Annotated in this window: 21 protein-coding genes and 1 pseudogene; 18 read left to right on the top strand and 4 right to left on the bottom strand. The window is 65.3% G+C overall.

Annotated features, from left to right (window positions below; genetic code table 11):
- Positions 1 to 75: 75 nt before the first annotated feature.
- The 18 genes and pseudogenes from HOP53_RS04600 (at position 76) to HOP53_RS04515 (ending at position 21872) form a co-directional block, all read left to right on the top strand.
- Positions 76 to 1392, top strand: coding sequence for a nucleotide sugar dehydrogenase (locus HOP53_RS04600; RefSeq protein ID WP_234268918.1), 1317 nt, complete (start codon positions 76 to 78; stop codon positions 1390 to 1392).
- 27 nt (positions 1393 to 1419) lie between these two features.
- Positions 1420 to 2370: a Gfo/Idh/MocA family oxidoreductase gene (locus HOP53_RS04595; RefSeq protein ID WP_234268917.1), complete on the top strand. Its 951-nt coding sequence runs from the start codon at positions 1420 to 1422 to the stop codon at positions 2368 to 2370.
- An 8-nt stretch (positions 2371 to 2378) separates the two neighbouring features.
- Positions 2379 to 2975: pseudogene (locus HOP53_RS04590) on the top strand (acyltransferase); the annotation flags it as partial.
- A 69-nt stretch (positions 2976 to 3044) separates the two neighbouring features.
- A complete protein-coding gene (locus HOP53_RS04585; RefSeq protein ID WP_234269693.1) occupies positions 3045 to 4130 on the top strand; it encodes a DegT/DnrJ/EryC1/StrS family aminotransferase in 1086 nt (361 codons plus the stop codon).
- Positions 4131 to 4155: 25 nt separating this feature from the next.
- Complete coding sequence (locus HOP53_RS04580; RefSeq protein ID WP_234268916.1) at positions 4156 to 5601, top strand: lipopolysaccharide biosynthesis protein; 1446 nt, start codon at positions 4156 to 4158, stop codon at positions 5599 to 5601.
- A complete protein-coding gene (locus HOP53_RS04575; protein ID WP_234268915.1) occupies positions 5598 to 7223 on the top strand; it encodes an asparagine synthase-related protein in 1626 nt (541 codons plus the stop codon). The genes HOP53_RS04580 and HOP53_RS04575 overlap by 4 nt, the downstream gene beginning before the upstream one ends.
- Before the next feature lie 3 nt (positions 7224 to 7226).
- On the top strand, positions 7227 to 7850 hold the full coding sequence (locus tag HOP53_RS04570; protein WP_234268914.1) for a GNAT family N-acetyltransferase: 624 nt from the start codon (positions 7227 to 7229) through the stop codon (positions 7848 to 7850).
- Positions 7851 to 7876: 26 nt separating this feature from the next.
- Positions 7877 to 8803: a GNAT family N-acetyltransferase gene (locus HOP53_RS04565; protein WP_234268908.1), complete on the top strand. Its 927-nt coding sequence runs from the start codon at positions 7877 to 7879 to the stop codon at positions 8801 to 8803.
- Positions 8804 to 8808: 5 nt separating this feature from the next.
- The gene (locus HOP53_RS04560) at positions 8809 to 10248 is read left to right on the top strand and encodes a polysaccharide deacetylase family protein (protein WP_234269692.1); all 1440 of its coding nucleotides are present in this window, start codon (positions 8809 to 8811) and stop codon (positions 10246 to 10248) included.
- Between the two features lie 18 nt (positions 10249 to 10266).
- Complete coding sequence (locus tag HOP53_RS04555) at positions 10267 to 11607, top strand: hypothetical protein (protein ID WP_234268906.1); 1341 nt, start codon at positions 10267 to 10269, stop codon at positions 11605 to 11607.
- Complete coding sequence (locus tag HOP53_RS04550; RefSeq protein ID WP_234268904.1) at positions 11567 to 12685, top strand: glycosyltransferase family 4 protein; 1119 nt, start codon at positions 11567 to 11569, stop codon at positions 12683 to 12685. Before HOP53_RS04555 ends, HOP53_RS04550 begins: the two co-directional genes overlap by 41 nt.
- Positions 12686 to 12711: 26 nt before the next feature.
- Positions 12712 to 13962 (top strand): glycosyltransferase family 4 protein, encoded by a 1251-nt coding sequence (locus HOP53_RS04545; RefSeq protein WP_234268903.1) that lies wholly within the window; start codon positions 12712 to 12714, stop codon positions 13960 to 13962.
- Positions 13959 to 14558: a sugar transferase gene (locus tag HOP53_RS04540; protein ID WP_234268901.1), complete on the top strand. Its 600-nt coding sequence runs from the start codon at positions 13959 to 13961 to the stop codon at positions 14556 to 14558. The genes HOP53_RS04545 and HOP53_RS04540 overlap by 4 nt, the downstream gene beginning before the upstream one ends.
- Positions 14551 to 15285, top strand: coding sequence for an acetyltransferase (locus HOP53_RS04535; protein ID WP_234268900.1), 735 nt, complete (start codon positions 14551 to 14553; stop codon positions 15283 to 15285). Before HOP53_RS04540 ends, HOP53_RS04535 begins: the two co-directional genes overlap by 8 nt.
- On the top strand, positions 15285 to 16466 hold the full coding sequence (locus HOP53_RS04530; protein WP_234268898.1) for a DegT/DnrJ/EryC1/StrS family aminotransferase: 1182 nt from the start codon (positions 15285 to 15287) through the stop codon (positions 16464 to 16466). The genes HOP53_RS04535 and HOP53_RS04530 overlap by 1 nt, the downstream gene beginning before the upstream one ends.
- A gap of 50 nt (positions 16467 to 16516) precedes the next feature.
- A complete protein-coding gene (locus HOP53_RS04525; protein WP_234268897.1) occupies positions 16517 to 18484 on the top strand; it encodes a polysaccharide biosynthesis protein in 1968 nt (655 codons plus the stop codon).
- A gap of 122 nt (positions 18485 to 18606) precedes the next feature.
- Positions 18607 to 20457, top strand: coding sequence for a glutamine--fructose-6-phosphate transaminase (isomerizing) (glmS, locus tag HOP53_RS04520; RefSeq protein ID WP_234268895.1), 1851 nt, complete (start codon positions 18607 to 18609; stop codon positions 20455 to 20457).
- Between the two features lie 140 nt (positions 20458 to 20597).
- The gene (locus tag HOP53_RS04515) at positions 20598 to 21872 is read left to right on the top strand and encodes an O-antigen ligase family protein (protein ID WP_234268894.1); all 1275 of its coding nucleotides are present in this window, start codon (positions 20598 to 20600) and stop codon (positions 21870 to 21872) included.
- On the opposite strand, the gene HOP53_RS04510 is transcribed toward HOP53_RS04515, so the two are convergent.
- From HOP53_RS04510 to HOP53_RS04495, 4 genes are all read right to left on the bottom strand, one after another.
- Entirely contained in the window at positions 21860 to 22495 is a 636-nt protein-coding gene (locus HOP53_RS04510; protein WP_234268892.1) for an alpha-ketoglutarate-dependent dioxygenase AlkB family protein, read from the bottom strand. The two genes, HOP53_RS04515 and HOP53_RS04510, sit on opposite strands and share 13 nt — an antisense overlap.
- 11 nt (positions 22496 to 22506) lie before the next feature.
- On the bottom strand, positions 22507 to 23472 hold the full coding sequence (locus HOP53_RS04505) for a LysM peptidoglycan-binding domain-containing protein (RefSeq protein WP_234268891.1): 966 nt from the start codon (positions 23470 to 23472) through the stop codon (positions 22507 to 22509).
- Complete coding sequence (locus HOP53_RS04500; protein ID WP_234268890.1) at positions 23421 to 24290, bottom strand: acyltransferase; 870 nt, start codon at positions 24288 to 24290, stop codon at positions 23421 to 23423. The genes HOP53_RS04505 and HOP53_RS04500 overlap by 52 nt, the downstream gene beginning before the upstream one ends.
- A 130-nt stretch (positions 24291 to 24420) precedes the next feature.
- A complete protein-coding gene (locus HOP53_RS04495; protein WP_234268889.1) occupies positions 24421 to 25317 on the bottom strand; it encodes a LysR family transcriptional regulator in 897 nt (298 codons plus the stop codon).
- Positions 25318 to 25429: the final 112 nt, after the last annotated feature.

The following is a 25429-nucleotide window of genomic DNA, read 5'->3' as shown; positions in this document are numbered from 1 at the left end:
AAGGCCGAGGTGGCGCGACCTTCGCGCGGCCGGCACGAGCGCCGATCACTACCACTCGAAAATCATGGAAGCGTCATGACCACTATCAAAGATCGTCTGATTGGCCGGCTCGAGAGCAAGGATGCCGTGATCGGGATCGTCGGGCTCGGCTATGTGGGGCTCCCCCTGATGTTGCGCTACAACGAGATCGGCTACCGAGTGCTGGGCATCGATATCGATGCGGGCAAGGTGGAGAAGCTCAACGCCGGGCATAGCTACATTGAACACATCTCCAGCGAGCGGATTGCCCAGGCCAGGGATACCGGTTTCGAAGCCACCGCGGACTTCTCCCGCGTGGCCGAGGCCGATGCCGTGATCCTGTGCGTGCCGACTCCGCTTAACAAGTATCGCGAGCCCGACATCAGTTTCGTCATCAACACCGTCGAGGCGCTCAAGGCGCATTTGCGTGAAGGCCAGGTGATCTCGCTGGAGAGCACCACCTACCCCGGCACCACCGAAGAGGAGCTGCTGCCCCGCGTCGAAGAGGGTGGCCTCGCGGTCGGCGAGTCGCTGTTCCTGGTCTATTCGCCGGAGCGCGAGGATCCGGGCAATCCCGACTTCGAGACACGCACCATCCCCAAGGTGGTGGGCGGACACACGCAGGCCTGTCGTGATGTCGGGGTGGCGCTCTATCGTCCCGCCATCGATCAGGTGGTGCCGCTGAGTTCCACCCGCGCCGCCGAGATGACCAAGCTACTGGAGAACATCCACCGCGCGGTGAACATCGGCCTGGTCAACGAGATGAAGATCGTCGCCGATCGCATGGGCATCGACATCTTCGAAGTGGTGGATGCCGCCGCCACCAAACCGTTCGGCTTCACCCCGTATTACCCTGGGCCGGGGCTGGGTGGGCACTGCATTCCCATCGACCCCTTCTATCTGACATGGAAGGCACGTGAGTACGGCCTGCACACCCGTTTCATCGAGCTTTCGGGCGAGATCAACCAGGCCATGCCCGACTACGTGGTGAACAAGCTGATCGAAGGGCTCAACCAGCGCGGCAAGGCGCTGAAGGGCAGCCGCGTCCTGGTACTCGGCATCGCCTACAAGAAGAACGTCGACGACATGCGCGAGTCGCCCTCGGTATTCATCATGGAGCGCATCCGCGACCGTGGCGCCGAGGTGGCCTACAGCGACCCCCACGTGCCCTCCTTCCCGCCCATGCGCGAGCACCACTTCGATCTCGAGAGCGTACCGCTGTCGCCGGCCGCCCTGGCCGAGTACGACGCCGTGATCCTCGCCACCGACCATGATCGCTTCGACTACGACATGATCCGTGCCCATGCCCCTCTGATCATCGACACCCGCGGGATCTATCGCGGCGAGAACGATGAGCGGGTGATCAAGGCCTGATCCATGTCCAACTCACAGGTAAACGCCATGAAATACTTTGCTCTGATCGGTGCTGCCGGCTACATCGCCCCGCGCCACATGAAGGCCATCAAGGAGACCGGCAACCATCTGGCCATGGCCTACGACATCAACGACTCCGTCGGCATCATCGATTCGATCTCGCCGGAGAGCGAGTTCTTCACCGAGTTCGAGCGCTTCATCGAGAGCGCCTGGCAGCGCAAGCGCGATGCCTACACGGCGCTGGACTATGTATCGGTGTGCTCGCCCAACCACCTGCACCACGCCCATATTGCCGCCGGCCTGCGGCTGGGCTGCAACGTGATCTGCGAAAAGCCGCTGGTACCCACGCCGGCGCTGCTCGACGAGCTGGAGAAGGTGGAGCAGGAGACCGGGCGCCGCGTGTTCAACATCCTGCAGCTGCGCCACCATCCGGCCATTCTCGAACTCAAGGAGCGGGTGGCCACCACGCCCCGTGACGACAAGTACGACGTCGAACTCACCTATATCACCTCGCGTGGCAAGTGGTACCACGAAAGCTGGAAGGGCGATCCGCGCAAGTCCTTCGGCGTGGCGACCAACATCGGCGTGCACTTCTTCGACATGCTGCATTACGTGTTCGGCGATCTCGAGCGCAACGTGGTGCATTACCTGGACGAGCAGCGTGCTGCCGGTTACCTGGAGTACCGCAAGGCGCGGGTGCGCTGGTTCCTCTCGATCGACAGCAACGACCTGCCGAGCAGCGTTGAGGGCGAGCAGCGCACCTACCGTTCGATCCTCTGCGAAGGGCGTGAGATCGAGTTCTCGGGTGGCTTCACCGATCTCCACACCGTCTCCTATCAGGAGATTCTGGCCGGTCGCGGCTTCGGCCTCGACAGCGCCCGGCACTGTATCGAGACCGTCGACACCATTCGCAATGCGGCGCCGGAAATGCCCGTGCGCGGTGAAGCGCACCCCTGCCTCAAGCGCCATCTGATGTGAGGTGTGCCATGCAGACTCAAGCGCAAGAGAACCGTTACCCCGGCGTGCAGATTCACTCCAGTGCGATCGTCGATGAAGGTGCGCAGATCGGCGAGTCGTCCTATGTCTGGCACTTCGTCCACGTATGCGGCGGGGCCCGCATCGGCCGTCGCGTATCGCTGGGGCAGAACGTCTTCGTCGGCAATCGGGTGGTCATCGGTGACGGTTGCCGGGTGCAGAACAACGTCTCGGTGTACGACAACGTTACTCTCGAAGCAGGCGTTTTCTGTGGACCCAGCATGGTATTCACCAACGTCTACAACCCGCGCACGCAGGTCGAGCGCAAGAGCGAGTATCGCGACACCCTGGTGCGCGAAGGAGCGACCCTGGGTGCCAACTGCACCATCGTGTGCGGTGTCACCATCGGTCGCTACGCCTTTGTCGGTGCGGGGGCGGTGGTCAACCGTGACGTGCCCGACTTCGCCCTGATGCTGGGTGTGCCGGCCCGCCAGCAGGGCTGGATGAGCCGCCATGGCGAACGCCTGGAGCTGCCGCTGGAAGGTGAGGGTGAGGCGGTGTGCCCGCACACCGGCGATCGCTACCGGCTGCATGGGAACACCCTGACCTGTCTTCCGGCGCAGCAGGACGCCCCAACTACCGTCAAGGACAACGGACGCGTGAAGGACAACGGACGCATGGAATTCATCGACCTCAAGGCTCAGCAGGTGCGCATTCGTGAGCGCATCAACGCCGGCATCCGCAACGTGCTCGAGCATGGCAAGTACATTCTCGGCCCGGAAGTGGACGAGCTCGAGGCACGGCTGGCCGATTACGTCGGCGTGCGCCATTGCATCACCTGTGCCAACGGCACCGATGCGCTGCAGATCGCGCAGATGGCGCTGGGGATCGCGCCCGGTGACGAAGTGATCACCCCCGGGTTCACCTACATCGCCACTGCCGAAACGGTCGCGCTGCTGGGCGCACGCCCGGTCTACGTGGACATCGACCCGCGCACCTACCTGCTGGACCCGGAGAAGCTCGAGGCGGCGATCACACCGCGCACCCGCGCGATCATCCCGGTGTCGCTGTATGGCCAGTGTGCCGACATGGACGCCATCAACGAGATCGCCGCCCGCCACGGCATCCCGGTGATCGAGGACGGCGCCCAGAGCTTCGGTGCCACCTATCGCGGGCGGCGCTCCTGCAGCCTGTCAAGCATTGCCACCACCTCGTTCTTCCCCAGCAAGCCGTTGGGCTGCTACGGCGACGGTGGGGCACTGTTCACCGACGACGACGAGCTGGCCAAGGTGCTGCGCCAGATCGCCCGGCACGGTCAGGGGCGGCGTTATTACCACGTCAGAATCGGTATCAATAGCCGGCTGGACACGCTACAGGCCGCCATCCTGCTGCCCAAGCTCGATATCCTCGACGAGGAGCTGCTGCTCAGGGAGCAAGTGGCCGAACGCTACGGCCGCCTGCTACAGCACCATGGCTTCACGGTGCCCCATGTGGCGTCTTACAACACCAGTGCCTACGCCCAGTACACGGTAGAGGTCGACGACCGCGAGGTGGTGATCGCTCGCCTGGCGGAGGCCGGCATTCCAACCGCCGTGCACTACCCGATTCCGCTCAACAAGCAGCCGGCGGTGGCCGACCCGGGCGTCGATCTGCCGATCGGCAATCGGGCGTCACGCCGCGTCATCAGCCTGCCGATGCATCCCTACCTCACGGCCGAGGATCAGCAGCGAATCGTCGCGGCATTGGCAGAGGCGGTGGCGTGAGCCGCCGGTCAGGGAGATAGATCACGTGTTGAATCGGCTCGTCGTACCGGCAAGGAAGCTGCTGCCAAACCATGCCTTCGCCCGTGGCGTCAGCGTGCTGGTAGGGGGAACGGCAGGGGCGCAGCTGTTGACGTTGCTTGCCGCACCTCTGTTGACCCGCCTCTACGCGCCGGAGGATTTTGGCCTATTGGCGGTATACGGCGGGCTGCTGGCGCTCTTCACCGTGGTGGCCAGCGGTCGCTATCAATTGGCGATTCCGTTGCCCGAAACCGAGCGTGAGGCGTCGGCGGTGCTGGCGCTCAGCTTGGTGGTGGTGTGCTTGACCACCCTGGCGTCGCTGCTGCTGGTGACGCTGGGGGGCAGGCGGCTTGCCGAGCTGTTGGGGGTGCCTGCGCTGGCGCCGTGGCTATGGCTGTTGCCGCTCGGGGTGGCCTTTGCCGGCGGCTATCAGGCCGTCAGCCATTGGGCGGTACGCACGCGCGCCTTCTCGACGATTGCCGCTACCCGCATCAAGCAGTCGCTGGCGCTGCTGACCATTCAGCTCCTGGCCAGCCCCATGGGCGGTGCAGGGCTGCTGCTCGGTCATGCCGCGGGCCAGGGGGCTGGCACGCTGACGTTGGCGCGGCCGGCGCTGCGTGCGGTTCGACAGCACGGCGTCACATCGAGCGAGGTGTGGACGGTGGCGCGACGCTACTGCAAGTTTCCGCTGTTCTCCACCTGGTCGGGCCTGTTCAACACCCTGGGCAAGCAGTTGCCGCCGCTGCTGTTCGCGGCACTGTTCAGTCCGGTGGCGGCGGGGCTCTACGCCCTGGCGCACCGTGTGCTGGCCATGCCCATGACCTTGATCGGCGAAGCGGTGGGCAAGGTGTTCTTTGCCAGCGCCGCCGAGGCGCATCGTCGCGGCGAACTGGGAGCGCTGGTTGCCAGGGTGCACGGCGTGCTGGCCCAGCTTGCCATGCCGGCGGCCATCGTGCTCGTGCTGGGCGGCCCGGAACTGTTCGCACTGGTGTTCGGCGAGCGCTGGCGCGAGGCGGGAGCGTTCGCTCGCTGGATGGCGCCGTGGCTCTACATGGTGTTCATCACCTCGCCGCTGAGCCATCTGTTCACGGTGCTGGAGCGGCAGGGCCAAGGGCTGATCTTCCAGACTGTTTTGCTCATGGTTCGACTGGCAGCCATCGCCATGGGTGCAGCGGCCAACGACCTGCTGCTGACGGTGGCGCTGTTCTCGTTGGGCAGCGCCCTTTGCTGGATTGGCTTCCTTGCCTGGATTGCCCGGCTCACCGGCAACCGGCCGAGCACACTGGCGCTATCCACGCTGACTGCGTTGCTGATGAGCCTGGCCCTGCTGGCGCCGTTGATCCTCGTCGAGACGCTGGCGCCAGTATGGCTGCCCTGGAGTGCCGCGCTGTTGCTCAGCGCCGCGCTGGTGGCTGTTCGTTATCTACTTCTGTTCCGTAAGGCGTACCAATGAGTTCGATACAGTGTCACTTCACTTCTCCGCGCTGGCAGGAGTGCGAGTTCTCAGGCGGCCATGGCTTCGTGCGTGGCGCTGCCTGGCTCAACGGCCATCGTCTGTCTCCGGGTGGCGCGGTCAAGCAGCTCGATCAGGTGGAGGGTGTGGCTGCCTGGCGCAAGCGGATGGGCGATCTCAACGGTTTCTACGCCGTGGTGCGCCAGGTTGGCAATCACCTCGTGGCCGCTGTTGATCGCGTGCGCTCGATCCCACTGTTCTATGGGGTGGATGCCGGTAATGTCTTTCTCAGCGACGATGCCGACTGGGTCCGTGAGCAGGTCGGGGAAGAGCGAATCGATGATGACGCCAGAGCCGATTTCGAGCTGGCCGGCTTCGTCACCGGAGGCGATACGCTGTATCGCCGCGTGAAACAGCTGCGTGCCGGTGAGGCGCTGGTCGTCAACGACTCCGACCTCGGCCTGACGCTTTCCCAGGAGCGCTACTTCCGCTTTCAGTATTACGGCATGTCGGACCGCGATGACAGCCGGCGTCTGATCCGGCTCGAAGAGGTAGTCGAAGAGGCCTGCGAGCAGATGGTCAGAATGGCCGGTGGGCGCACCATCGTCGTGCCCCTTAGCGGCGGTTACGACTCGCGTCTGATCGCTACGCTGCTGGCACGTTCCGAGTACCCCAAGGTACTGACCTATGCCTACGGTCATCGTGATAATCGCGAAGCCAAGGTGAGCCGTGAGGTGGCCCGCAGCCTGGGCCTGCCCTGGACCTTCGTCGAGTACAGTCAGGAAGCTTGGAGCGGCGTGGCCGATAGCGAGGAGTATTGGCGCTATCAGCAGTGGGCCTCGGGCTGGAGCGGGATCGTCAACATGCAGGACTGGCTGGCCGTGAAGCTGTTGACCGAGCAGGGCAAGGTCGAGCCGGGGTCGCTGTTCGTGCCCGGTCACTGCTGTGTGACGGGCTTCCTGCTTTCCAGCGTGTTCGAGGCCAAGCGCGCGGGACGGCTGATGGAGGCGGGCGAGCTGAGCGAAGCGATTCGCCAACGCCACTTCCTGCTCAATGCGAGCGAGGAGGGCAAGGCACTCTTCGAGGAGCGCGTAAGGCCCCGCCTGGCGCAGGACTACACCCTGGACGAGGCGCTGGATCCCGACGAGTTCATTCGTCAGTTCATCCTTTTCGGCTGGCAGGAGCGCCAGGCCAAATTCATCATCAACTCGGTGCGCTGCTTCGAGTTCTACGGTCATGACTGGTGGATGCCGCTCTACGACCGGGACTTCATGGCATTCTGGCAAGCCGTGCCGCGGCACTGGCTGGAGCGTCGCTCCGGCTATGTCACCTTCGTCGAGAACCTGTTTGCCGAGGTCAGTGGGCAAACGGCGCCGCTGGGCAACGCGGCTCAGCAGTCGCGGCAGAGCATGCGGGCGCGGCTGAGCCGGCTGAACGCTTTCCGCCGCGGCCCCGGCAGGCATGTGAAGCGTCTTCTCAAGCGTATGGTTCCCGGCCTGGCCCAGGGCAACACGCTGGGCTCTACCGGGCGCTTTCCTCCCGAGACCTTCGAGCGTCTGCGCTCGGAGGGCTACTCCCACAACGGGGTGGCGGCCCAGATGTTCCTCGAGAGGTTCGGCTGAGCCATGGCGTTCCCTGCGTTGACTCGATACCTGCGTGTCGGCCTGGCTTCGGCTGGACTGCTCGGGCGCAATCTCATCCAGGTGCGCGGTTACCGGGCCGTCCCTCTGCGCTGTCACGGGGCCTACCGGCTGTGCGGCATGCAGCGAGCCTACCTGACGCAAGCGTTGGCGCTGTATGCCGAGCTGCATGACGGCAAGCCCCTCGATCTACCTCGCCGTTGGCTCTACCGCCTGGCGGGCGAGCGCCTCGGCGTGGTGGCCCTGGATATCGAGGGACGCGTGGTAGGCGCGGCCTTCTATGGTTTCACGCCCCGCGATCTGTCCGAGGGCCGGGTGCACTCGAGCTTCAGCGGGGTGCACCCGGCGCACCGTGGCCGTGGGCTTGCCACCGAGCTGCGGCGCAGCGCCATTCTGCATTTTCGCGACCACGGCGTGCGCGGTTACTCCGCGCGTATCACTGCCGACAACATCGCGTCACTCAAGCCAAGCCTGCGTCTCGGTTTTCGCATCGTCGAGCGTTATCACGATGCGGCAACGGGCGAGCAGCGCTTCTACCTGGTCTGCGACTTCGACGACGACTATCGCGAAGCCGCGGCACCTGACGCATCGCTCGAGCCAGGGCCTTAGGCTGCGTACGAAAAGGAAAGCCGTACATGAGCAACGATCCTTTGTTTCACCCCGGGTGGATCCGCTTCAACGAACAGCGCTGGGAGCTTAGCGCCGAGTCCTTGGTGCTCACGCCCGACAAGGGCGACGCCTGGCGCCTCGAGACGGTGCTCTATCGCAATCGGCAGGGACGCCTGGTGACGCCGCCGCGCAACCCGCATCTGCCGATCGAGTTCCACTGCGCCAGCGAGCGACCTGCCTCGCGCAACCGACGCAAGCGGTTGGCGTTGACCCGGCTGGCGGAACATCTGCAGCAGTGCGAATTCGGCGGCAGTCTGTCGCTCTCCTCGGTGGCTGACGACGTGCGCCCGTTCGAGTGGGCCAACATGGCGGCGCGGCCGCGGTACACCTACCACCTCGACATCGCCTCCCGGGAGGAGGCCATCGATCCCAGCGCCCGCAAGAAGGCGCGCAAGTGTCGCCGGCTCGGCTATCGCTGCGAGGTGACCGAAGACTATGCCGCCGTAGCCGCATGCCTGGCCGGGCCGGAGGCACGCAAGGGCTTCGACTATCGCCTCGACGTTGCCGAGCTGACGAGCCTGGCCGAGCTGATGGGGCCCGAGCACTTCGTCTGCTTTCTGGCGCGCAATGCCGAAGGCGAGGCGATGGGTACCCGGGTCTGCCTGTACCAACCCGGCGGCCATGCCCTGGCCTGGTCGGCCGGCATGAAGACCGAGGCAATGAAGGATGGCGTGAACAACCTGGTGGCTGAGGAGGCGCTGGATTTCTTCGAACGCCAGGGGTGCAGCGTCTTCGATTTCATCGGCGCCAACATTGCGCCGGTGGCGGAGATGAAGGAGGCCTGGGGTGGACGACTGGTGTGCCACTACTCGATCAGTCGACGAGGGATCCGTCAGTTGGCCCGTGAGGCGTACGTCACGGCCCGCACAATGATGAAGAGGGAATCCAAGTGAACGAGATGACCGCACTCTACGACCGGAATCCCCGGGCACGGCAGGGGGCAGCGCTGGAAGCCGCGCGTCTGCCGCAAGATTCGTCTGCTGCCGCCACGGCCGGTGAACCGGTACTGGCCTGGCTGGAGCAGATTCTGCATGAGCGTTTCGGACTGCCGCTGCGTCTGGAGCGCGATGGCCCCGAGCGACTTCTCCTGCGCTACGCCGGTGAGCCCGGCCACATCCTGTTCGACCGCTTGCAGCCGGGCTTCTATCTGAGCGGTGTGGAGCTGCCCCATACCCAGTGGGATGCGGTGAGCGAAGGTTTCAGTGCACCGTTGGACATGCCGCTGCCGGCACCGGGTGCGGCCAGCCTGCCGCGACCTCTGGTGGAGCCGGTGTCAGGTGGTCTATCGGTCCACTACGACATTCTCGGCCTGACCTTCTGGATGCTGTCGCGCCAGGAGGAGGTCGATGCCCAGGTGCTCGATCGTCACTGCCGCTTCCCTGCCAGCGCCTCCCATGCCGGCCGCCACGGTTACATCGAGCGGCCCGTGGTAGACGAATGGCTGGCCGTACTGGGCCAGTTGATTCGCTGCCAGTGGCCCCGGGCGGTGCTGCGCCAGCACCGTTTCACTCAGCGCCCGACCCATGATGTCGATCGCCCCAGTCGCTATGGATTCGCCCATGACGTACGTCTGGCTCGGGTGATCGCCGGCGATGTGCTGCGCAACCGTCGGCCTCAGGCGCTGCTGGTGGCGCCGTGGGTGCGTCTGCGCACCCGGCGTCGACTGCACCCGCTGGATCCGCTCAATACCTTCGACTGGCTGATGGACGTCTCCGAGCGTCACGGTCTGACCAGTGCCTTCTATTTCATCTGCGGGCGTACCGATCCACGCAAGGATGCCGACTACGAGCCGGAGCATCCGGCCATGCGTCACTTGATGCGACAGATACACGAGCGCGGTCACGAGATCGGCCTGCATCCCAGCTATCACACCTTCCGCAATCCCAAGGAGTTGGCCAACGAAGCCGAGCGACTGCGCCGGGTATGTGCCGAAGAGGGAATCGAGCAGGAGCAGTGGGGCGGCCGCATGCACTACTTGCGCTGGCAGATGCCGCTGACGCTGCAGGGTTACGTGCAGGCGGAACTCGATTACGACACCACGCTGGGCTATGCCGAAGCCCCCGGTTTCCGCTGTGGCACCTGCTTCGACTACCCGGCTTTCGATCCGGTCAAGGGCGAGCCGCTGGCGCTGCGTATCCGCCCGCTGATCGCCATGGAGGCTTCGGTCATTTCACCGCTCTATCTTGGGCTCGGCGTGGGCGAGGAGGCCTTCGAGTGCTTCAGCAAGCTCAAGGCCCGCTGCCGCGCGGTAGGGGGTACTTTCACCCTGCTGTGGCACAACTCGGAGCTGACCACGTCGGCCCAGCGGGCACTCTACCAGCGCGTGCTGGAAGCTTGAGTTCCCGGGGTAACGCTCATGATTCTTTCCGGTGATGCCCTGACGAAGCGTGTGTCGGCGCTGGGTTTCTTCGTGCTCTTCCCTGGGTTCATCCTCTATCACACCCTGGTGGCGATGGGGATGATCCCGGCACTGCTCGGCGGCCTTTTCGGCGTGGTGTCGGTGATGCTGTTCGTCATCTACTGCGCGTTGCTGTCCTCCCAGCTTCACGTGCTGCTGAGTACGACCCGCGGCTTTGCGCTGCTGACCTTCGCGTTCTTCGCCTATGTACTGCTGTGGGCGCTGGCCAACTATGGCCTGGTGGGGGGCAGCATCATGCGTGCGGCGCTGATCCAGACCATCGAGACCCTGGTGCTGTGGCTGGTGCTGTTCATCCTGGGATACCGCGTGCCGCTGGACTCTCCCCGACTGGCACGCGCGTTCTGGCTCGCCTTCGTACTGATCGCCGGTTATCTGCTGTTCCATGTGGCGACCACCGGCCAGTGGATGTTCTTTGCCCGGCGCATGGTCGAGGAGGGCGGCGAGAACGTCTCCACATATCAGGGCTACGCGCGCAGCGCCCTGGTACTGCTGGTCTTCCTGATCGCGATCAGCGAGCGCGCCGTGGTACGGGCCGGACTGATCGTGCTTGGGGCCTTCGTCATGTTCGTGCTGGGCGCGCGCTCGGAGCTGTATGCCTTCCTCGCGCTGACGCTGGTACTGCTGCTGCTGTGGGCGGGCATGAGCGTCAAGTACATGTTGACCCTGCTGGCGGTCATCGCCGCCATGATTGCCCTGGTGGTCAGCCAGTTCGAGGCGCTGGCGGGCAGCCGTCAGCTGCAGGTGCTCGACCTGACGGGCACCAGCTCCTGGCTGGCGCGCCAGAACCTCGGGCTGCGCGCCACCGAGCAGATCATGGCCAATCCACTGCTGGGACGTTTCGGCGGTCACATCAGTTCGGCCGAAATCACCGGCGGCTATGCCCACAGCATGCTTTCGGCCTGGGTCAACTACGGCCTGCTGGGCTTCGTGCTCTACCTCGGCCTCACCGTCAGCGCCTTCGTCGGCTCGACCTATCGCCTGATTATCGTCGGCGCGCGGGATGCCCGCTGGGTGTTCGCCTTTTCCATCAACTTCGTCTGCCTGCTGCTGATCGTGCTGGCCAAGCCGGTGTTCTGGCCATTGCCCGCGCTGGGCTGGGGCGCTTTCGCCAATGCCCTGGTTGCTGCGCGTCTGAGGCAGAGCAGTGATGCCACGCAGCAGGCCGGGCCAGCCGGCACTCGCCGTGGCGCACCGGGGCAGCATGACGCTGCCAGGGATTCACAAGGATGCAACGACAATGAAAGTGGTACATCTGACCTCCGCCCATCCGCGCTTTGATACCCGCATCTTTCACAAGCAGTGCCGCTCGTTGGCCGCAGCCGGTTATTCGGTGACGCTGGTGGTGGCCGACGGTGAGGGAGACGAAGAGCGTGATGGCGTCTCCATCGTCGACGTGGGCAAGCTGTCGGGACGCCTCAATCGTGTGGTGAAGACCACGCAGCGGGTGCATGAGCAGGCCAGGCAACTGGATGCCGATATCTATCATCTGCACGATCCCGAGCTGATGCCGGTGGGGCGTCGTCTCAAGCGGCAGGGCAAGTGCGTGGTCTACGACGCCCACGAAGACTTGCCGCGTCAGATGCTGGCCAAGCACTACCTGAACAAGTTCACACGGCGCGTGCTGTCCCGCGGTGTCGAGACCTACCAGCGGCGGGTGTGCCGGCACTTCGACGCGGTGGTGGCGGCGACCCCCTACATTCGCGACCGCTTCGAGGAATTCCATCCCCAGGTCGTCGACGTCAACAATTTTCCCATGCAGGGGGAGCTCGACGGGGCGCCCGATGCCCGCCTGACCGTCAGCGTCGGTGAGGCGCCGGCCGTCTGTTACGTCGGCGGTATTGCCGAGGTGCGTGGCATACGCGAACTCGTGCGTGCCATGGAGAAGGTCGGGCAGGAGTGCCGCCTGCAGCTCGCAGGCGATTTCAAGCAGCTCTCGCTCGAGCAGGAAGTGATGACCTATGCCGGCTGGGCGCGGGTGGAGGCCCACGGCTATCTCGACCGCGCCGGGGTGCGCCGGGTCATGGCCGGCTCCATCGCCGGGCTGGTGACCCTGCATCCGATCATCAACTACCTCGATGCCTTGCCGGTGAAGATGTTCGAGTACATGAGCGCCGGTCTGCCGGTGATCGCTTCAGATTTCCCCCTGTGGCGGGAGATCGTCGAGGGCAGTGACTGCGGCATCTGCGTCGATCCTCTCGACCCTGAGGCGATCGCCGAGGCCATCGACTTCATCGTGACCCATCCCGAGCGCGCCCGGGAGATGGGGCGCAACGGCCAGCGGGCCGTCGTCGAGCGTTACAACTGGCAGCAGGAGGAACGCAAGCTGCTGGACACCTACCGCACCCTTTCCCGCTGATCTCTTTCCCGCTAACTGAGGATGGCATGAAACACGTCTGGATCCTGAATCACTATGCCAAACATCCCGGTGCGGCCGGTGGCGCCCGTCACTACCAGCTGGCCCGTCATCTACCCGCCCAGGGCTGGCATGCCACGCTGATCGCTTCGAGCGTCGATCACCCCAGCGGCGAGCAGCGCCTCCAGGTGGATGAGCGCTGGCGGGTGGAAACCTGCGGTGATGTTCGCTTTCTGTGGCTACGCACCTCCAGCTACCACGGCAACGGCGGTGGACGCATGAAGAACATGCTGGAGTACGCCTGGCAGGCGGTCAGGCCTTCGCGCCTGGCAGAGCTGGAACGGCCCGACCTGATCATCGGCTCCAGTGTGCACCCTTTCGCCGCCCTGGCGGGCTGGTGGCTGGCCCGTCGCCACCGGGTGCCGTTCGTGTTCGAGGTGCGCGACCTGTGGCCGCAGACGCTGATCGACATGGGGCGCCTGCGCGAAGGGGCTCCGATGACCCGGGCACTGCGCGCGCTGGAAACCTTTCTCTATCGTCGTGCCCGGCGCGTGCTGACTCTGTTGCCGCGGGCGGTGGACTACATCGCTCCACTGGGCGTGCCCAAGGAGCGCGTGGAGTGGCTCTCCAACGGGGTCGACCTGGCCGACTTTCCCGACCCCGGCCCGCCGGCTCCGCGACCACGCGAGGTGCCGCTGACGCTGATGTATTTCGGCAGCCATGGCGAGGCCAACGGACTCTCGCACCTGCTCGAGGCAATGGAGATCGTCAAACGAGACGCGAGCGGCGACGCCGTGCCGGTCCGTCTGCGCCTGATCGGCGAGGGTCCGGCCAAGCAGGCGCTGATACGACAGGCCGGCTCGCTCGGGCTCGACGGGCGCTGGGTGAGCTTCGAGCCGCCGGTTTCCAAGCGCGAGATTCCGGCTCTGGCCAGCGAGGCCGATGCCTTCGTGATCACCGTGCGCGACCTGCCCAGGCTGTATCGCTTCGGTATCAGCATGAACAAGCTGTTCGATTACATGGCCGCGTCGCGCCCGGTGATCATCGCCTCAGCGGCGATCAACGACCCGGTGGCCGAGGCCGGCGCGGGTATCACGGTGCCGCCGGAGGACCCGCTGGTGCTGGCCGAGGCGATCAAGCGCCTGGCGGCGCTGCCGGCCGAGGAGAGGGCTCGCATGGGGCGGGCGGGGCGGGCGCACATGGAAGCCGTCTACGACTACCGGATCCTGGCCGAGCGCCTGGCCGACATCATGAACGACGTCATGGATGAAAAACGATGAAGCGACTCTTCGATATCGTGGTTTCACTGCTGGCTCTGGTCCTGCTCTCACCGGTCATGCTGGTGGTGGCAGTGCTGGTGCGGCTCAAGCTCGGTGCACCGGTGCTGTTCCGACAGACCCGGCCGGGGCTCCACGGACGTCCCTTCGAGATGGTCAAGTTCCGCACCATGCTCGACGCCGTGGACGACAACGGACAACCGCTGCCCAACGCCCAGCGCATGACACGGCTGGGCAGCGTGCTTCGCGCCACCAGCCTCGACGAGCTGCCGGAGCTGTGGAATGTGCTCAAGGGCGACATGAGCCTGGTCGGTCCGCGCCCGCTGCTGATGGAGTATCTGCCGCTCTATACGCCTCGCCAGGCTCGTCGTCATGAGGTGCGTCCGGGGGTGACCGGCTGGGCCCAGGTCAACGGCCGCAATGCGCTCAGCTGGGAGCAGAAGTTCGAACTCGACGTGTGGTACGTGGACAACCGCTCGCTGTGGCTCGACCTGCGCATTCTGCTGCTGACCGTGAAGAAGGTGGTGGTACGTGAGGGCATCGCCCACGACGGCGATGTCGCCATGCCGAGATTTCGCGGAGGCAGCCATCATGAGTAATCGCCGTCGTCTGGCCATCCTCGGCGCCAGCGGACATGGCAAGGTCGTAGCCGACATTGCCATCCAGAGCGGCTGGCAGGATCTGACCTTCTATGACGACGCCTGGCCGCGCAAGACTCGGCACGAGCACTGGGAGGTGCGTGGCACTCTGCCCATGCTGCTGCACGATCTGCCCGGTTTCGATGGCGTAATCGTGGCCATCGGCCATAACGGCATTCGTGAGGCCAAGCTCGAGGCGCTGCTGGCCCATGGCGCCCGGGTGGTCTCGCTGGTGCATCCGCGCGCCACGGTCAGCCCTCTGGCCAAGCTGGGGCCCGGCTGCGTGGTGGTGGCTGGGGCCGTCGTCAACGCCTTTGCCTCGCTTGGCGAGGGTTGCATCGTCAACACCTGTGCCAGCGTGGGTCATGACTGTCGGCTGGCAGCCTGTGTGCATGTCGCTCCGGGCGCCAACGTGGCCGGCGACGTCGAGATCGGCCGCACCAGTTGGATCGGTGCCGGGGCCGCGGTGCGCCAGGGCATGACCATTGGCGAGGGCGTGATGGTAGGCGCCGGGGCGGCAGTGGTCGCCAATGTCGGCGACCGTCAGGTGGTCGGCGGGGTGCCGGCGCGTCCGCTGTCGTCATCCTCGGGCGATGCCGGCGCTAGCGACGACCCCAACGCCGATCCTCTCTCCGACACCTCGAACGTGCTTCGCCTGAATCTGCCTTCGTCTCAAGGAAGATCATAATGCTCAATGGACCTTTTTCCCCCTGGCCGGCCTTCTCCCAGGAAGAGGCCGATGCGGTGGCCCGCGTACTGCTCTCCAACCGGGTCAACTACTGGACCGGCAACGAATGTCGTGACTTCGAGCGCGAGTTTCGGCGCTTTGCCGACAGCGAATACGCCATCGCCGTGGCCAACGGTACCGTGGCGCTCGATCTCGCCCTGCACGGACTTGGTATCGGAGAAAACCCTGACGACGAGGTGATCGTCACCTCGCGTACCTTCCTGGCGTCGGTGTCGAGCATCGTCATGGCCGGGGCCAGACCGGTGTTCGCCGATGTCGATCGCAATTCGCAGAACGTTACCGCCGCCAGCGTGGCCGAGAAGATCACGCCGCGTACCCGCGCCATCATTGCCGTGCATCTGGCCGGTTGGCCCTGCGAAATGGACGAATTGATGGCGCTGGCAGAGGAGCATGGTCTCTATGTCATCGAGGATTGCGCCCAGGCCCACGGTGCGCGCTACCGCGGGCGCAGCGTAGGCAGCATCGGCCACGTAGGCTGCTGGTCGTTCTGTCAGGACAAGATCATGAGCACCGGCGGCGAAGGCGGCATGGTCACAACCAGCGACGCCGAACTGTGGCGGCGCATGTGGGCCTTCAAGGATCACGGCAAGAGCTGGGAAGCGGTCTACGAGCGTGAGCATCCCCCCGGTTTCCGTTGGCTGCACGAGAGCTTCGGCACCAACTGGCGGCTGACCGAGATGCAGGCCGCCATCGGCCGCCTCCAGCTCAGCCGCATGCCCCGCTGGAAGGCCTCACGACAGGCCAACGCCGGTCGTATCTGGCAGGCCGCGGCCAATTGCAAGGCGCTGCGTGTGCCCGAGATTCCCGCCCATTGCGAGCATGCGGCCTACAAGTGCTACGTCTTCGTCGAGCCACGGCGGCTGGCGCCGGGCTGGGACCGCGACTGCATCATGGCGGAGATCAATGCCGCCGGTGTGCCGTGCTTTTCCGGCTCCTGCTCTGAGGTGTATCGGGAGAAGGCGTTCGATGGTACCGGCTGGCGACCCGAGCGACCGCTTGCCGTCGCGCGTGAACTGGGTGAGACCAGCCTGATGTTCCTCTGTCACCCGACCCTGACGGAGGCGGAGATCGCGCGAACCTGTGCGGTGCTGGAAGAGGTGATGGCCAGGGCAGCTGCCTGAGGCATCGGAATCACGCGGGTGTGTCATGCCCGCGGTCATGGAGAGACGTCATGCGAAACCTACTGCAATCCCTGTTCCGCCTGCCGCGGCGTCAGAAGCGCACCATCCAGTTGGTGGTGGACTGCGTGCTGATCGCGGCGAGCTTTCTGTTGGCCATGCTGCTGCGCCTGGAGAGCTGGACGCCTCTCTCCGAAGCGAGTACCTGGTTGGCGCTGCTGGTACTGATTCCGCTGAGCCTGGCGATCTACGTCAGGCTGGGCTTCTATCGTGCGGTGATTCGCTATCTCGGCCCCAAGGCAATTCGTGCCGTGGTGGTCGGCGTGGTGGTCTCGGCGCTGTCGCTGCCGCTGGCGAGCTACCTGTTTACCCTGGGCATTCCGCGTAGCGTGCCGTTCATCTACGCCATGCTGGCGCTGTTGACCATCGGTGGGGTGCGCTTCGGCCTGCGCGCCATGTATCTGCGTAGTCAGATTCGCCACAAGCCGCGGGTGGTGATCTATGGCGCCGGCTCGGCCGGGCGTCAACTGGCGGTGTCGCTCAACCACGGTCAGGAGTACCTGCCGATCGCCTTCGTCGACGATGCGGTGGGCCTGCAGAACACCTACATCGAAGGCCTCAAGGTCTATCCGCCGCGCCAGCTCGGCTATCTGGCCGATACTTACGGCGCCGAGCGCGTGCTGCTGGCCGTGCCCAGCGCCAGCCGGGCGCGGCGTCGTGAAATCCTGGCCGAGCTGGAGCCGCAGGGCTTCCCGGTGCAGACGATTCCCGGCGTAGTCGACATGGTGACCGGGCGTGCCCGCATCAGCGAGGTGCGCGACGTGGCGGTGGAGGATCTGCTGGGACGTGATCCGGTGCCGCCCAATCCCACCCTGATGGATGCCAACATCCGCGGCAAGGTCGTGCTGGTGACCGGTGCGGGCGGTTCCATCGGCTCCGAGCTATGTCGTCAGATTTTACGTCACGCCCCCGGGCGCCTGCTGCTGCTCGACATCTCCGAATTCGCGCTCTATCGCATCGAGCAGGATCTGCTGGGTATTGCCGCCGAGGAGGGGCTGGAGGTGCGCGTCGAGGCGCTGATGGGATCGGTGCAGCATCGACAGCGTCTGACCACCGTGATGAAGGCCTACGAAGTGCAGACGGTCTATCACGCCGCGGCCTACAAGCACGTACCGATGGTGGAGCACAACGTGGTCGAGGGAGTGCAGAACAACGTTTTCGGCACGCTGTCGGCGGCGCGTTCGGCAATCGATGCCGGGGTCGAGACCTTCGTGCTGGTCTCCACCGACAAGGCGGTTCGGCCGACCAATGTGATGGGTACCACCAAGCGTCTGGCCGAGCTGGTCTGCCAGGCCTTCGCCCGGCAGCAGGAGGCCACCCGATTCTGCATGGTGCGTTTCGGCAACGTGCTGGGTTCCAGCGGCTCGGTAGTGCCGCTGTTCCGCCAGCAGATTCAGGCCGGCGGACCGATCACCGTGACTCACCCGGACATCACGCGCTTCTTCATGACCATTCCCGAGGCGGCTCAGCTGGTCATCCAGGCCGGGGCCATGGCCCGTGGCGGCGATGTGTTCGTGCTCGACATGGGCGAGCCGGTGCGCATCGCCGACCTGGCGCGGCAGATGGTCCGCCTGTCGGGGCTCAAGGTGCGTGACGAACGCACTCCCGATGGCGACATCGCCATCGCCTACAGCGGGCTGCGCCCGGGGGAGAAGCTCTATGAGGAGCTGCTGGTGGGCGACGACGTCGCCGCCACCTCGCATCCGCGCATCATGACCGCTCAGGAGGTGTTCTGGGAGTGGCCGCGGCTCGAGAACTTCCTCGACCGGCTGTTCGAAGCATGCCGCAACTTCCACCACGACGGCATTCGTCGCCTGCTGCTCGAAGCGCCTACGGCTTACCGGCCGGAGGGCGGCATCGTCGATCTGGTATGGCTGGAGAAGCGGCGCCGCGAGGCGCTGGCGCCGGTCTCGAGTGCGGCGGTGACACCGCTGCGCCCGGTGCTCGAGCGCCACAAGTAACAGGTTTTGCCTGAGCCCGTCGGACCGGGACGTCCGACGGCTGGCCCTCATCGTAGCGCTAAGTCATTAGCCCTGGTCAGTGCCCGCGACCCTGGTCGTGGCGTCTTCATGGAGAAGAGAACATGTGTGGCATCGTAGCTGCCGTGGGTTCGGACAACGTCCTGCCCATTCTTATGGAAGGACTCAAGCGCCTCGAGTACCGAGGTTACGATTCGGCGGGCGTTGCCCTGGTGGAAGCGCCCGGAAAGCTGGGCCGAGCCCGTGAGGTGGGCAAGGTGGCGGCCCTGGAGCGGCTGCTCACTGCCGCACCGTTGACCGGCATGGCCGGCGTGGCCCACACCCGCTGGGCGACTCATGGCGAGCCGAGCCAGGACAATGCGCACCCTCACGTGTCGGGGCGTGTCGCGGTGGTTCACAACGGCATCATCGAGAATCATCAGGCGCTGAAGGCCGAACTGTTGGCCGATGGCTACGTCTTCACTTCCGCCACCGATACCGAGGTGGTGGCACACCTGGTCGAGCGCGAGCTGAAGACCCGGGGTGAGCTGCTGTCTGCGGTCGACGCCGTGGTGGCGCGCCTCGAAGGTGCTTACGCGCTGGGCGTGATCGATGCCGACAGGCCCGATCGTGTCGTCGGTGCGCGGCATGGTAGCCCCCTGGTCGTCGGTGTTGCCGAACAGGGGTGCTACCTGGGCTCCGATCCTCTGGCCCTGCTCAAGGTGACCGATCGCTTCATCTACCTGGAGGATGGCGACCTGGTGGAGGCCACCCGTGAAGGCTGTGTCGTGCACGAGCTAGACGCGGCGGGCCGGCGTCAGCCCGTGGTGCGGGAAGTGCTGCGCTACGAACACGATGACATGGTGGCAGGCAAGGGCGAGTTCGAGCACTACATGCTCAAGGAGATTCACGAGCAGCCGGTTGCCGTGGCCAACGCGCTGGAAGGGCGGCTGGGTAGCGACCGGGTGCTGGTCGAAGCCTTCGGGCCACGCGCGCGAACGCTGCTGAGCGAAGCCCGTCAGATCCATCTGCTGGCCTGTGGCACCAGCTATCACGCCGCCATGGTGGCGCGCTACTGGATCGAATCCCTGGCCGGGGTTCCCTGTCAGGTGGAGATAGCCTCGGAATATCGCTATCGCGACGTGGCGACTCCCCCCGGGACATTGCTGCTGACGCTCTCCCAGTCGGGAGAGACCGCCGATACCCTGGCTGCGCTGCGCCATGCGCGCAAGCAGCGCCCGGATCGCTACATCGGGGCACTGTCGATCTGCAACGTGCCGGGCAGCTCGCTGGTGCGCGAGTCCGACCTCAGCCTGATGACCCATGCCGGACCCGAGATCGGGGTGGCATCGACCAAGGCCTTCACCACCCAGCTGACCGCGTTGATGCTGGTGGCGCTGGGCTTGCGCCAGTTGCGCGGCGGTGATGAGGAACTGACCGCGAGAATCGTTCATCACCTGCGCTATCTGCCGACGCTGCTCGGCGATACGCTCAAGCTCGAGGACGAGATCGCCAACCTGGCCAAGCACTTCTGCGATTACCGCCATACTCTATTCTTGGGGCGGGGCGCGCAGATGCCCATCGCCATGGAGGGAGCGCTGAAGCTAAAGGAGATCTCCTACATTCACGCCGAGGCCTATGCGGCGGGTGAGCTGAAGCACGGTCCGCTGGCGTTGATCGATGCCAGCATGCCGGTGGTAGCGTTGGCGCCCAAGGACGAACTGCTCGAGAAGCTCAAGTCCAATCTGCAGGAGGTGCGCGCCCGCGGTGGCCAACTGCTGGTGTTTGCCGACCCGGAAAGCGGGCTGGAGCAGGGCGATGGCATGACGGTGGTAAAGGTCCCCGGCTGCTGTCGCTTCCTGGCACCCATTGCCTACACCGTGCCGCTGCAGTTGCTCGCCTACCATGTGGCGGTGGCGCGTGGCACCGACGTGGACCAGCCGCGCAACCTGGCAAAATCCGTTACTGTGGAATAAACGACGCCATGGGGTGCGCCACTCTCTATTCTGTGAGGTGACGTATTCTATGAGATGACGTATTGAGTGGCGCCGGGAGAGCCAGGAGGGCTCAATCCCGGCGTCGCTAACGGCAGTGCATCCACGGACGAGCTTTTGCCATGATCGAAAACGATTCCTATCGACCGCTGTCCGGTGGCTTGCCGGGACAGGCGAAAATGCAATGCCAGGCCTGGCTCGGGGCCGCGGCCATGCTGCTGCTGGGGGCCGGGCTGCTGGTGCTGCCCTGGGTGACCTTGGTCGGGGTGCCGTTGCTGTTGCTGACAGCGGCCTGGCTCACCGCCGAGAGGCAGGTCGAAGCCTTCCCGCAACGCGAGGACCTGCTACTGGTCTCGGCCCTGAGCGCCCAGGGTCTCGTCTGGATCGGCATGCTGCTGGTACACGGTGAGGGTGCCGAGGGGCTGGCCGACGCCTGGCCCTTTGCGCTTGGCCTGATCGTGCTGGTGGCCTTCTCCCGGGTACGGGTGGCAGCCACCTGGCTGTGGGGCGGTCTGGCGCTGGGCAGCCTGGCGGCCGGGAGCTGGGCGGTGTGGCAGCGCATCATCGAGCGCACCTCCCGGGCCGACGGGCATGAACCGTTGCATGCCATTCTGTTCGGTAACCTGGGCCTGTTGATGGGGCTGCTGTGTCTGGCGGGGCTGAGCTGGTCGTTTGCCCGTCGCGAACGTTGGCCCTGGTCGCTGCTGTTGATCGCCGGCGGCCTGTCGGGCTTGATCACCTCGGCGCTGTCCGGTTCTCGTGGCGGCTGGATCGGTCTACCGTTGGCCATCTGGGTGCTCTATCGCGGGCATGGCCGGCGTCTCCCGTTGAGCTGGCGTATGATCCTGATGGCGGCCCTGGTGACCCTGCTGGGCAGCCTCTACGTGATGCCGCAGACCGGAGTCGCCTCACGTGTCGACAATGCCGTCACCAGCCTGCGCCACTATGTGGCGGGTGATGATGACATGAACTCGGTCAGCGCCCGGCTGGAAATGTGGCGGGGATCGTCGCAGCTTATTCTCGAACGGCCGCTGCTGGGCTGGGGTTCCAGCGGCTACCAGGCCGCCATGCGGGAGCGGGGGGCCGAAGGCGTACAGCATCCCTCGCTGGCGCGCCACTGGCATGCCCACAATGAGGTGCTGGATGCCTGGGTCAAGCGCGGCGTGCTCGGGCTCGTTGCTCTGCTGGGCCTCTACTTCACTCCTTTGTGGCTGTTCGCCCGTGGGGTGGGGGCCGGTTCGGGGGAGCAGCGCGCCCTGGCTGTGGCAGGCACGCTGGTGCCGGTGGCGTTCATCGACTTCGGCTTGACCTACTGCTTTCTGGCGTATCCCGCCGGCAGCCTGATCTACGCGCTGTTGATCGCCACGCTGTGGGGGCTTTACCGTCAGGCGCGCTGATCGTCGGCTGAAGAATCTCCGGCCGGCACCAGGATCTGGCGGAAGGTCAGGCTGATGCGCAGGCCGGGAATGCGCCGGGGCAGCAGCGCATGCTGCAGCTGTGCCTGACAGCCGGGGCCCATGACCAGCAGGCTGTCGTGGGGCAGCCAGGCATTGAAGGGTTTGCCTTCACCGTGCTTCCAGCGAAAGCGCAGCGGCCTCTCGGCGCCCAGCGAGAGGGCGGCGATGATGGGGGCGCGTCCCAGCTCCGGCTCGTCGTCGCTGTGCCAGCCCATGCGCTCATTGCCAGCCACATAGCGGTTCAACAGTACGCTGTTGAAGCGTACCCTCAATCCCGGTTCCTCCAGCAGAGTGGCGACCCTGTCGCGTAGTGCCGCTACCGTGGGGTGCCAGGGCTCGGGCTGGAAATCCCGCCCGGAATAGCGGTAGCGAGCTTCGCTATCGCCCATCCATACCTGACTGCGCGGTATCGGGTGCTCGCGACCGTACAGCTTCAGGACAGGGCGCTGCCAGGCCAGCTCGGCGTCCAGGATGGCGAGGGCCCGGTCGGCCTCGGATTCGCCGAGCACACCCTGGCAACGGTACAGGACAGGGGATGCCGTGAGCCGTTGCCATTCCGCCATCGTCATCTCTCCTAGCGCAGTACCCGCCGGGGGTCGATGGGCTTGCCGCCGAGGCGCATGTCGAACAGCAGGTCGAAACGCTCCGTGGCATTGCTGAAGCCGACATCGCATAGCGGCGTGCCCCGCGTGACGCGAGCACCGTCCGTCACCAGCACGCTGTCGCACAGGGCATAGACGCTCTGCAGGTTATCGGCGTGGTGCACGATCACCACGCGGCCGAGCTGGCGCATGCTGCCGGCGAAGCGTACGTCGCCGTCCGCCACCGCCTTGGCCTGCGCGCCGCGGTTGGTGGCCAATAGCATCGGCTGCAGGGTGCCGTGATTGTCGGCGCCGTAGGCCCGCACGATGCGATAGTCCTCCAGCGGCCAGGGCCAGTTGCGCGCCGAAGAGGGAATATTGCCGGTAGCGGGTGGTGGCGGTGTGGAAGTCGGCGCCGGGGCGCTGGTACTGCTCGGACGGCTGGCCGCCGCACCCGACGAGCTCGCCGTAGCCGCGGCGCCGCCGCGCAGCGGTACCTGAATGACCTGGCCTACCCGCAGCCTTGTGGGTTCCACTCCGGGATTGGCGGACTGAATACGCGCGGGTGTGGTGCCAAAGCGCCGGGCCACGGCCGAATAGGTGTCGCCGGGACGAATCTGGTAACGGTAGGGGCCCCCAGAGGGCGCGCGCTCCTGCTGGGTGGGGATCAGCAAGCGCTGTCCGACCGCCAGGCGGTTGGGATTGACGTCGGGATTGAAGCGTTGCAGGCGGGCCAGGGGCACGTCGGCGCGTGCCGCAATGGTGCCCAGAGTATCGCCGCGCTGAACCACGACCCAACCGCCAGAGATGCCTGGAGAGTCGCTGCGTTGGGGGTCGCTGCCGCGCTGAACGCTGCCGCTGGGCGAGGCGCAGCCGGCCAGCAGCAATGACAGAGTGCAAAGCAGTGTCAGCGCGAGTCGAGCGCCTGGTCTTTTTCCTGCCACAGGGCATTCAGCCATGTATGGAAGCGTTCCTTGTAGTGCGGGTCGTCATGGTAACGGCTGTCGAGCATCCATTCGGGTACGTCGAGACGTCGGGCATCGAGCGTGATCCGGCCCTCGCGGCCGCACAGGAAACCCCAGAAGGTCGGCTGGGGGTTCTCGTAGTGCAGCGTGACGTCGAGGATACCGTCGAGCTGTTCGCCAAGGTGACTCAGCACCTGGGCGATACCGCCGGCCTTGGGCCGAAGCAGGTGGCGGAAGGGACTATTCTGCGCGTCGCGCTTGGCCGGGGTAAATCGGGTGCCTTCAACGAAGTTGAAGATCGCCAGCGGCATCTCGCGGGCCCGCTTGCACATCAGCTCGGTGGCCTTGCGATCGATGTCGGCGAGTTGGGGACGGCGCGCGATCTGCTCGCGAGTGTAGCGGCGCATGAAAGGGTATTCGAGCGCCCACCAGGCGAGCCCGACGATGGGAATCCAGATGAGCTGCTGCTTGAGGAAGAAACGCGGCATCGGAATGCGCCGGTGCAGCACCATCAACAGCATGAAGATGTCGGTCCAGCTACGGTGATTGGAGATCACCAGCCAGCGCTGCTCCGGCGACAGACCCTCGGGAAGCGTGGCATCGAGCTGCGGCTTCAGCCAGTGGCGCATCCACCACAGGTTGCAGCCGATCCAGTTCAGCGCCACGCCGTTCAAGCCACGCAGCACGATCAGGCGCAGCGGGCGAGTCGGCGTGATCAGCTTGAGCAGGGTCAACAGAATCAGGGGAATCGACCAGAACAGGGTGGTGATCACCAGCAGCAGTACGCTGATTGGCCCTTTGAGGGGCGCCATACCTGACTCCTTGACCTTGGAAACACTGTACAAAGCCTGCGCGAGCGAATCGCTGCCTTACGCGGTGCTCGGGCGTGTGACGGTTAGGCGCACATGCTAATGGATCGTGCCGATGCTGCCCAGCCATACGTTATGTGGGGGACGACTCGCACAGTGTCGTCTGCAGCACTTCGTGCAGCGAGCGTGCGGCAATCGAGAGTTCCTGCCCGGCGCCCAGCACGATACCCACGGTGCGCTGGATCTGCGGCTCGAACAGCGGCACGCAGCGCGCGCCGAGTTCGTGCATCTGTTCGCGGCACAGCGAGGGCACGGCGCTGACGCCGAGTCCGCTGGCCACCATGCGGCCCACCGTGGCCAGCTGATGGCTTTCGAATGCTACCGGCAGCTCCGTGTGCTGCCTGGCCAGCGCCTGCTCCAGCAGGATGCGTACCATGGAGGGGCGCTGCAGCGTGATGAAGTCGTGGGCCAGTAGAGCCTGCCAGTCGACCGATTCGGCCTCTGCCAGGGGCGAGTCGGGCGGCAGCACGGCGACGAAAGTGTCGTCGAATAGCGGCAGGAAGTCGATGCCTTCGCGGGTCTCGGGCTCGAAGGCGATGCCGAGCTCGACCTGGCGTTGGCGCACCATGTCGATCACCTGCTCGTTGATCACGTCATGCACGGTCACGTTGACCCGGGGAAAGCGCAGACGAAAGCGGCGCAATGCACGTGGTAGCCGGTTGCAGGCGATGGAGGGCATGGCGGCCAGTGCCACCCGGCCCAGTTGCAGCGTGAAGCGCTGGCGCAGCAGCTCCTCGGCGTTGTCCCAGTCGGCCAGCAGGCGCTTGGCCAGCGGCAGCAGGGTCTCGCCTTCGGGGGTCAGCCTTACGCTGCGCGTGCTGCGAATCAGCAGCGGGCCGCCCAGGGTCTCCTCGAGTCCCTTGATGGCCAGGCTCAGTGCCGGCTGCGACAGGTGGAGTCGTTCGCAGGCCTGAGTGAAACTGAGCGTCTGGGCCACGGCCAGGAAGGCGCGCAGCTGCTTGATGGTCATGGCGTGTCGCCTATTTTATAAGATTTCCATATCAATTGATAAAAAAAACAAACTTAACAAATATATTGGCGGGGTCAACACTGGTCAGGTACTTTCATTTCACCACTTCACA

Source organism: Billgrantia ethanolica, assembly GCF_021404305.1.
Lineage (GTDB): Bacteria > Pseudomonadota > Gammaproteobacteria > Pseudomonadales > Halomonadaceae > Halomonas > Halomonas ethanolica.
Note: the sequence above shows the minus strand (reverse complement) of the source record. Positions and strands in the feature narration are given on the sequence as shown.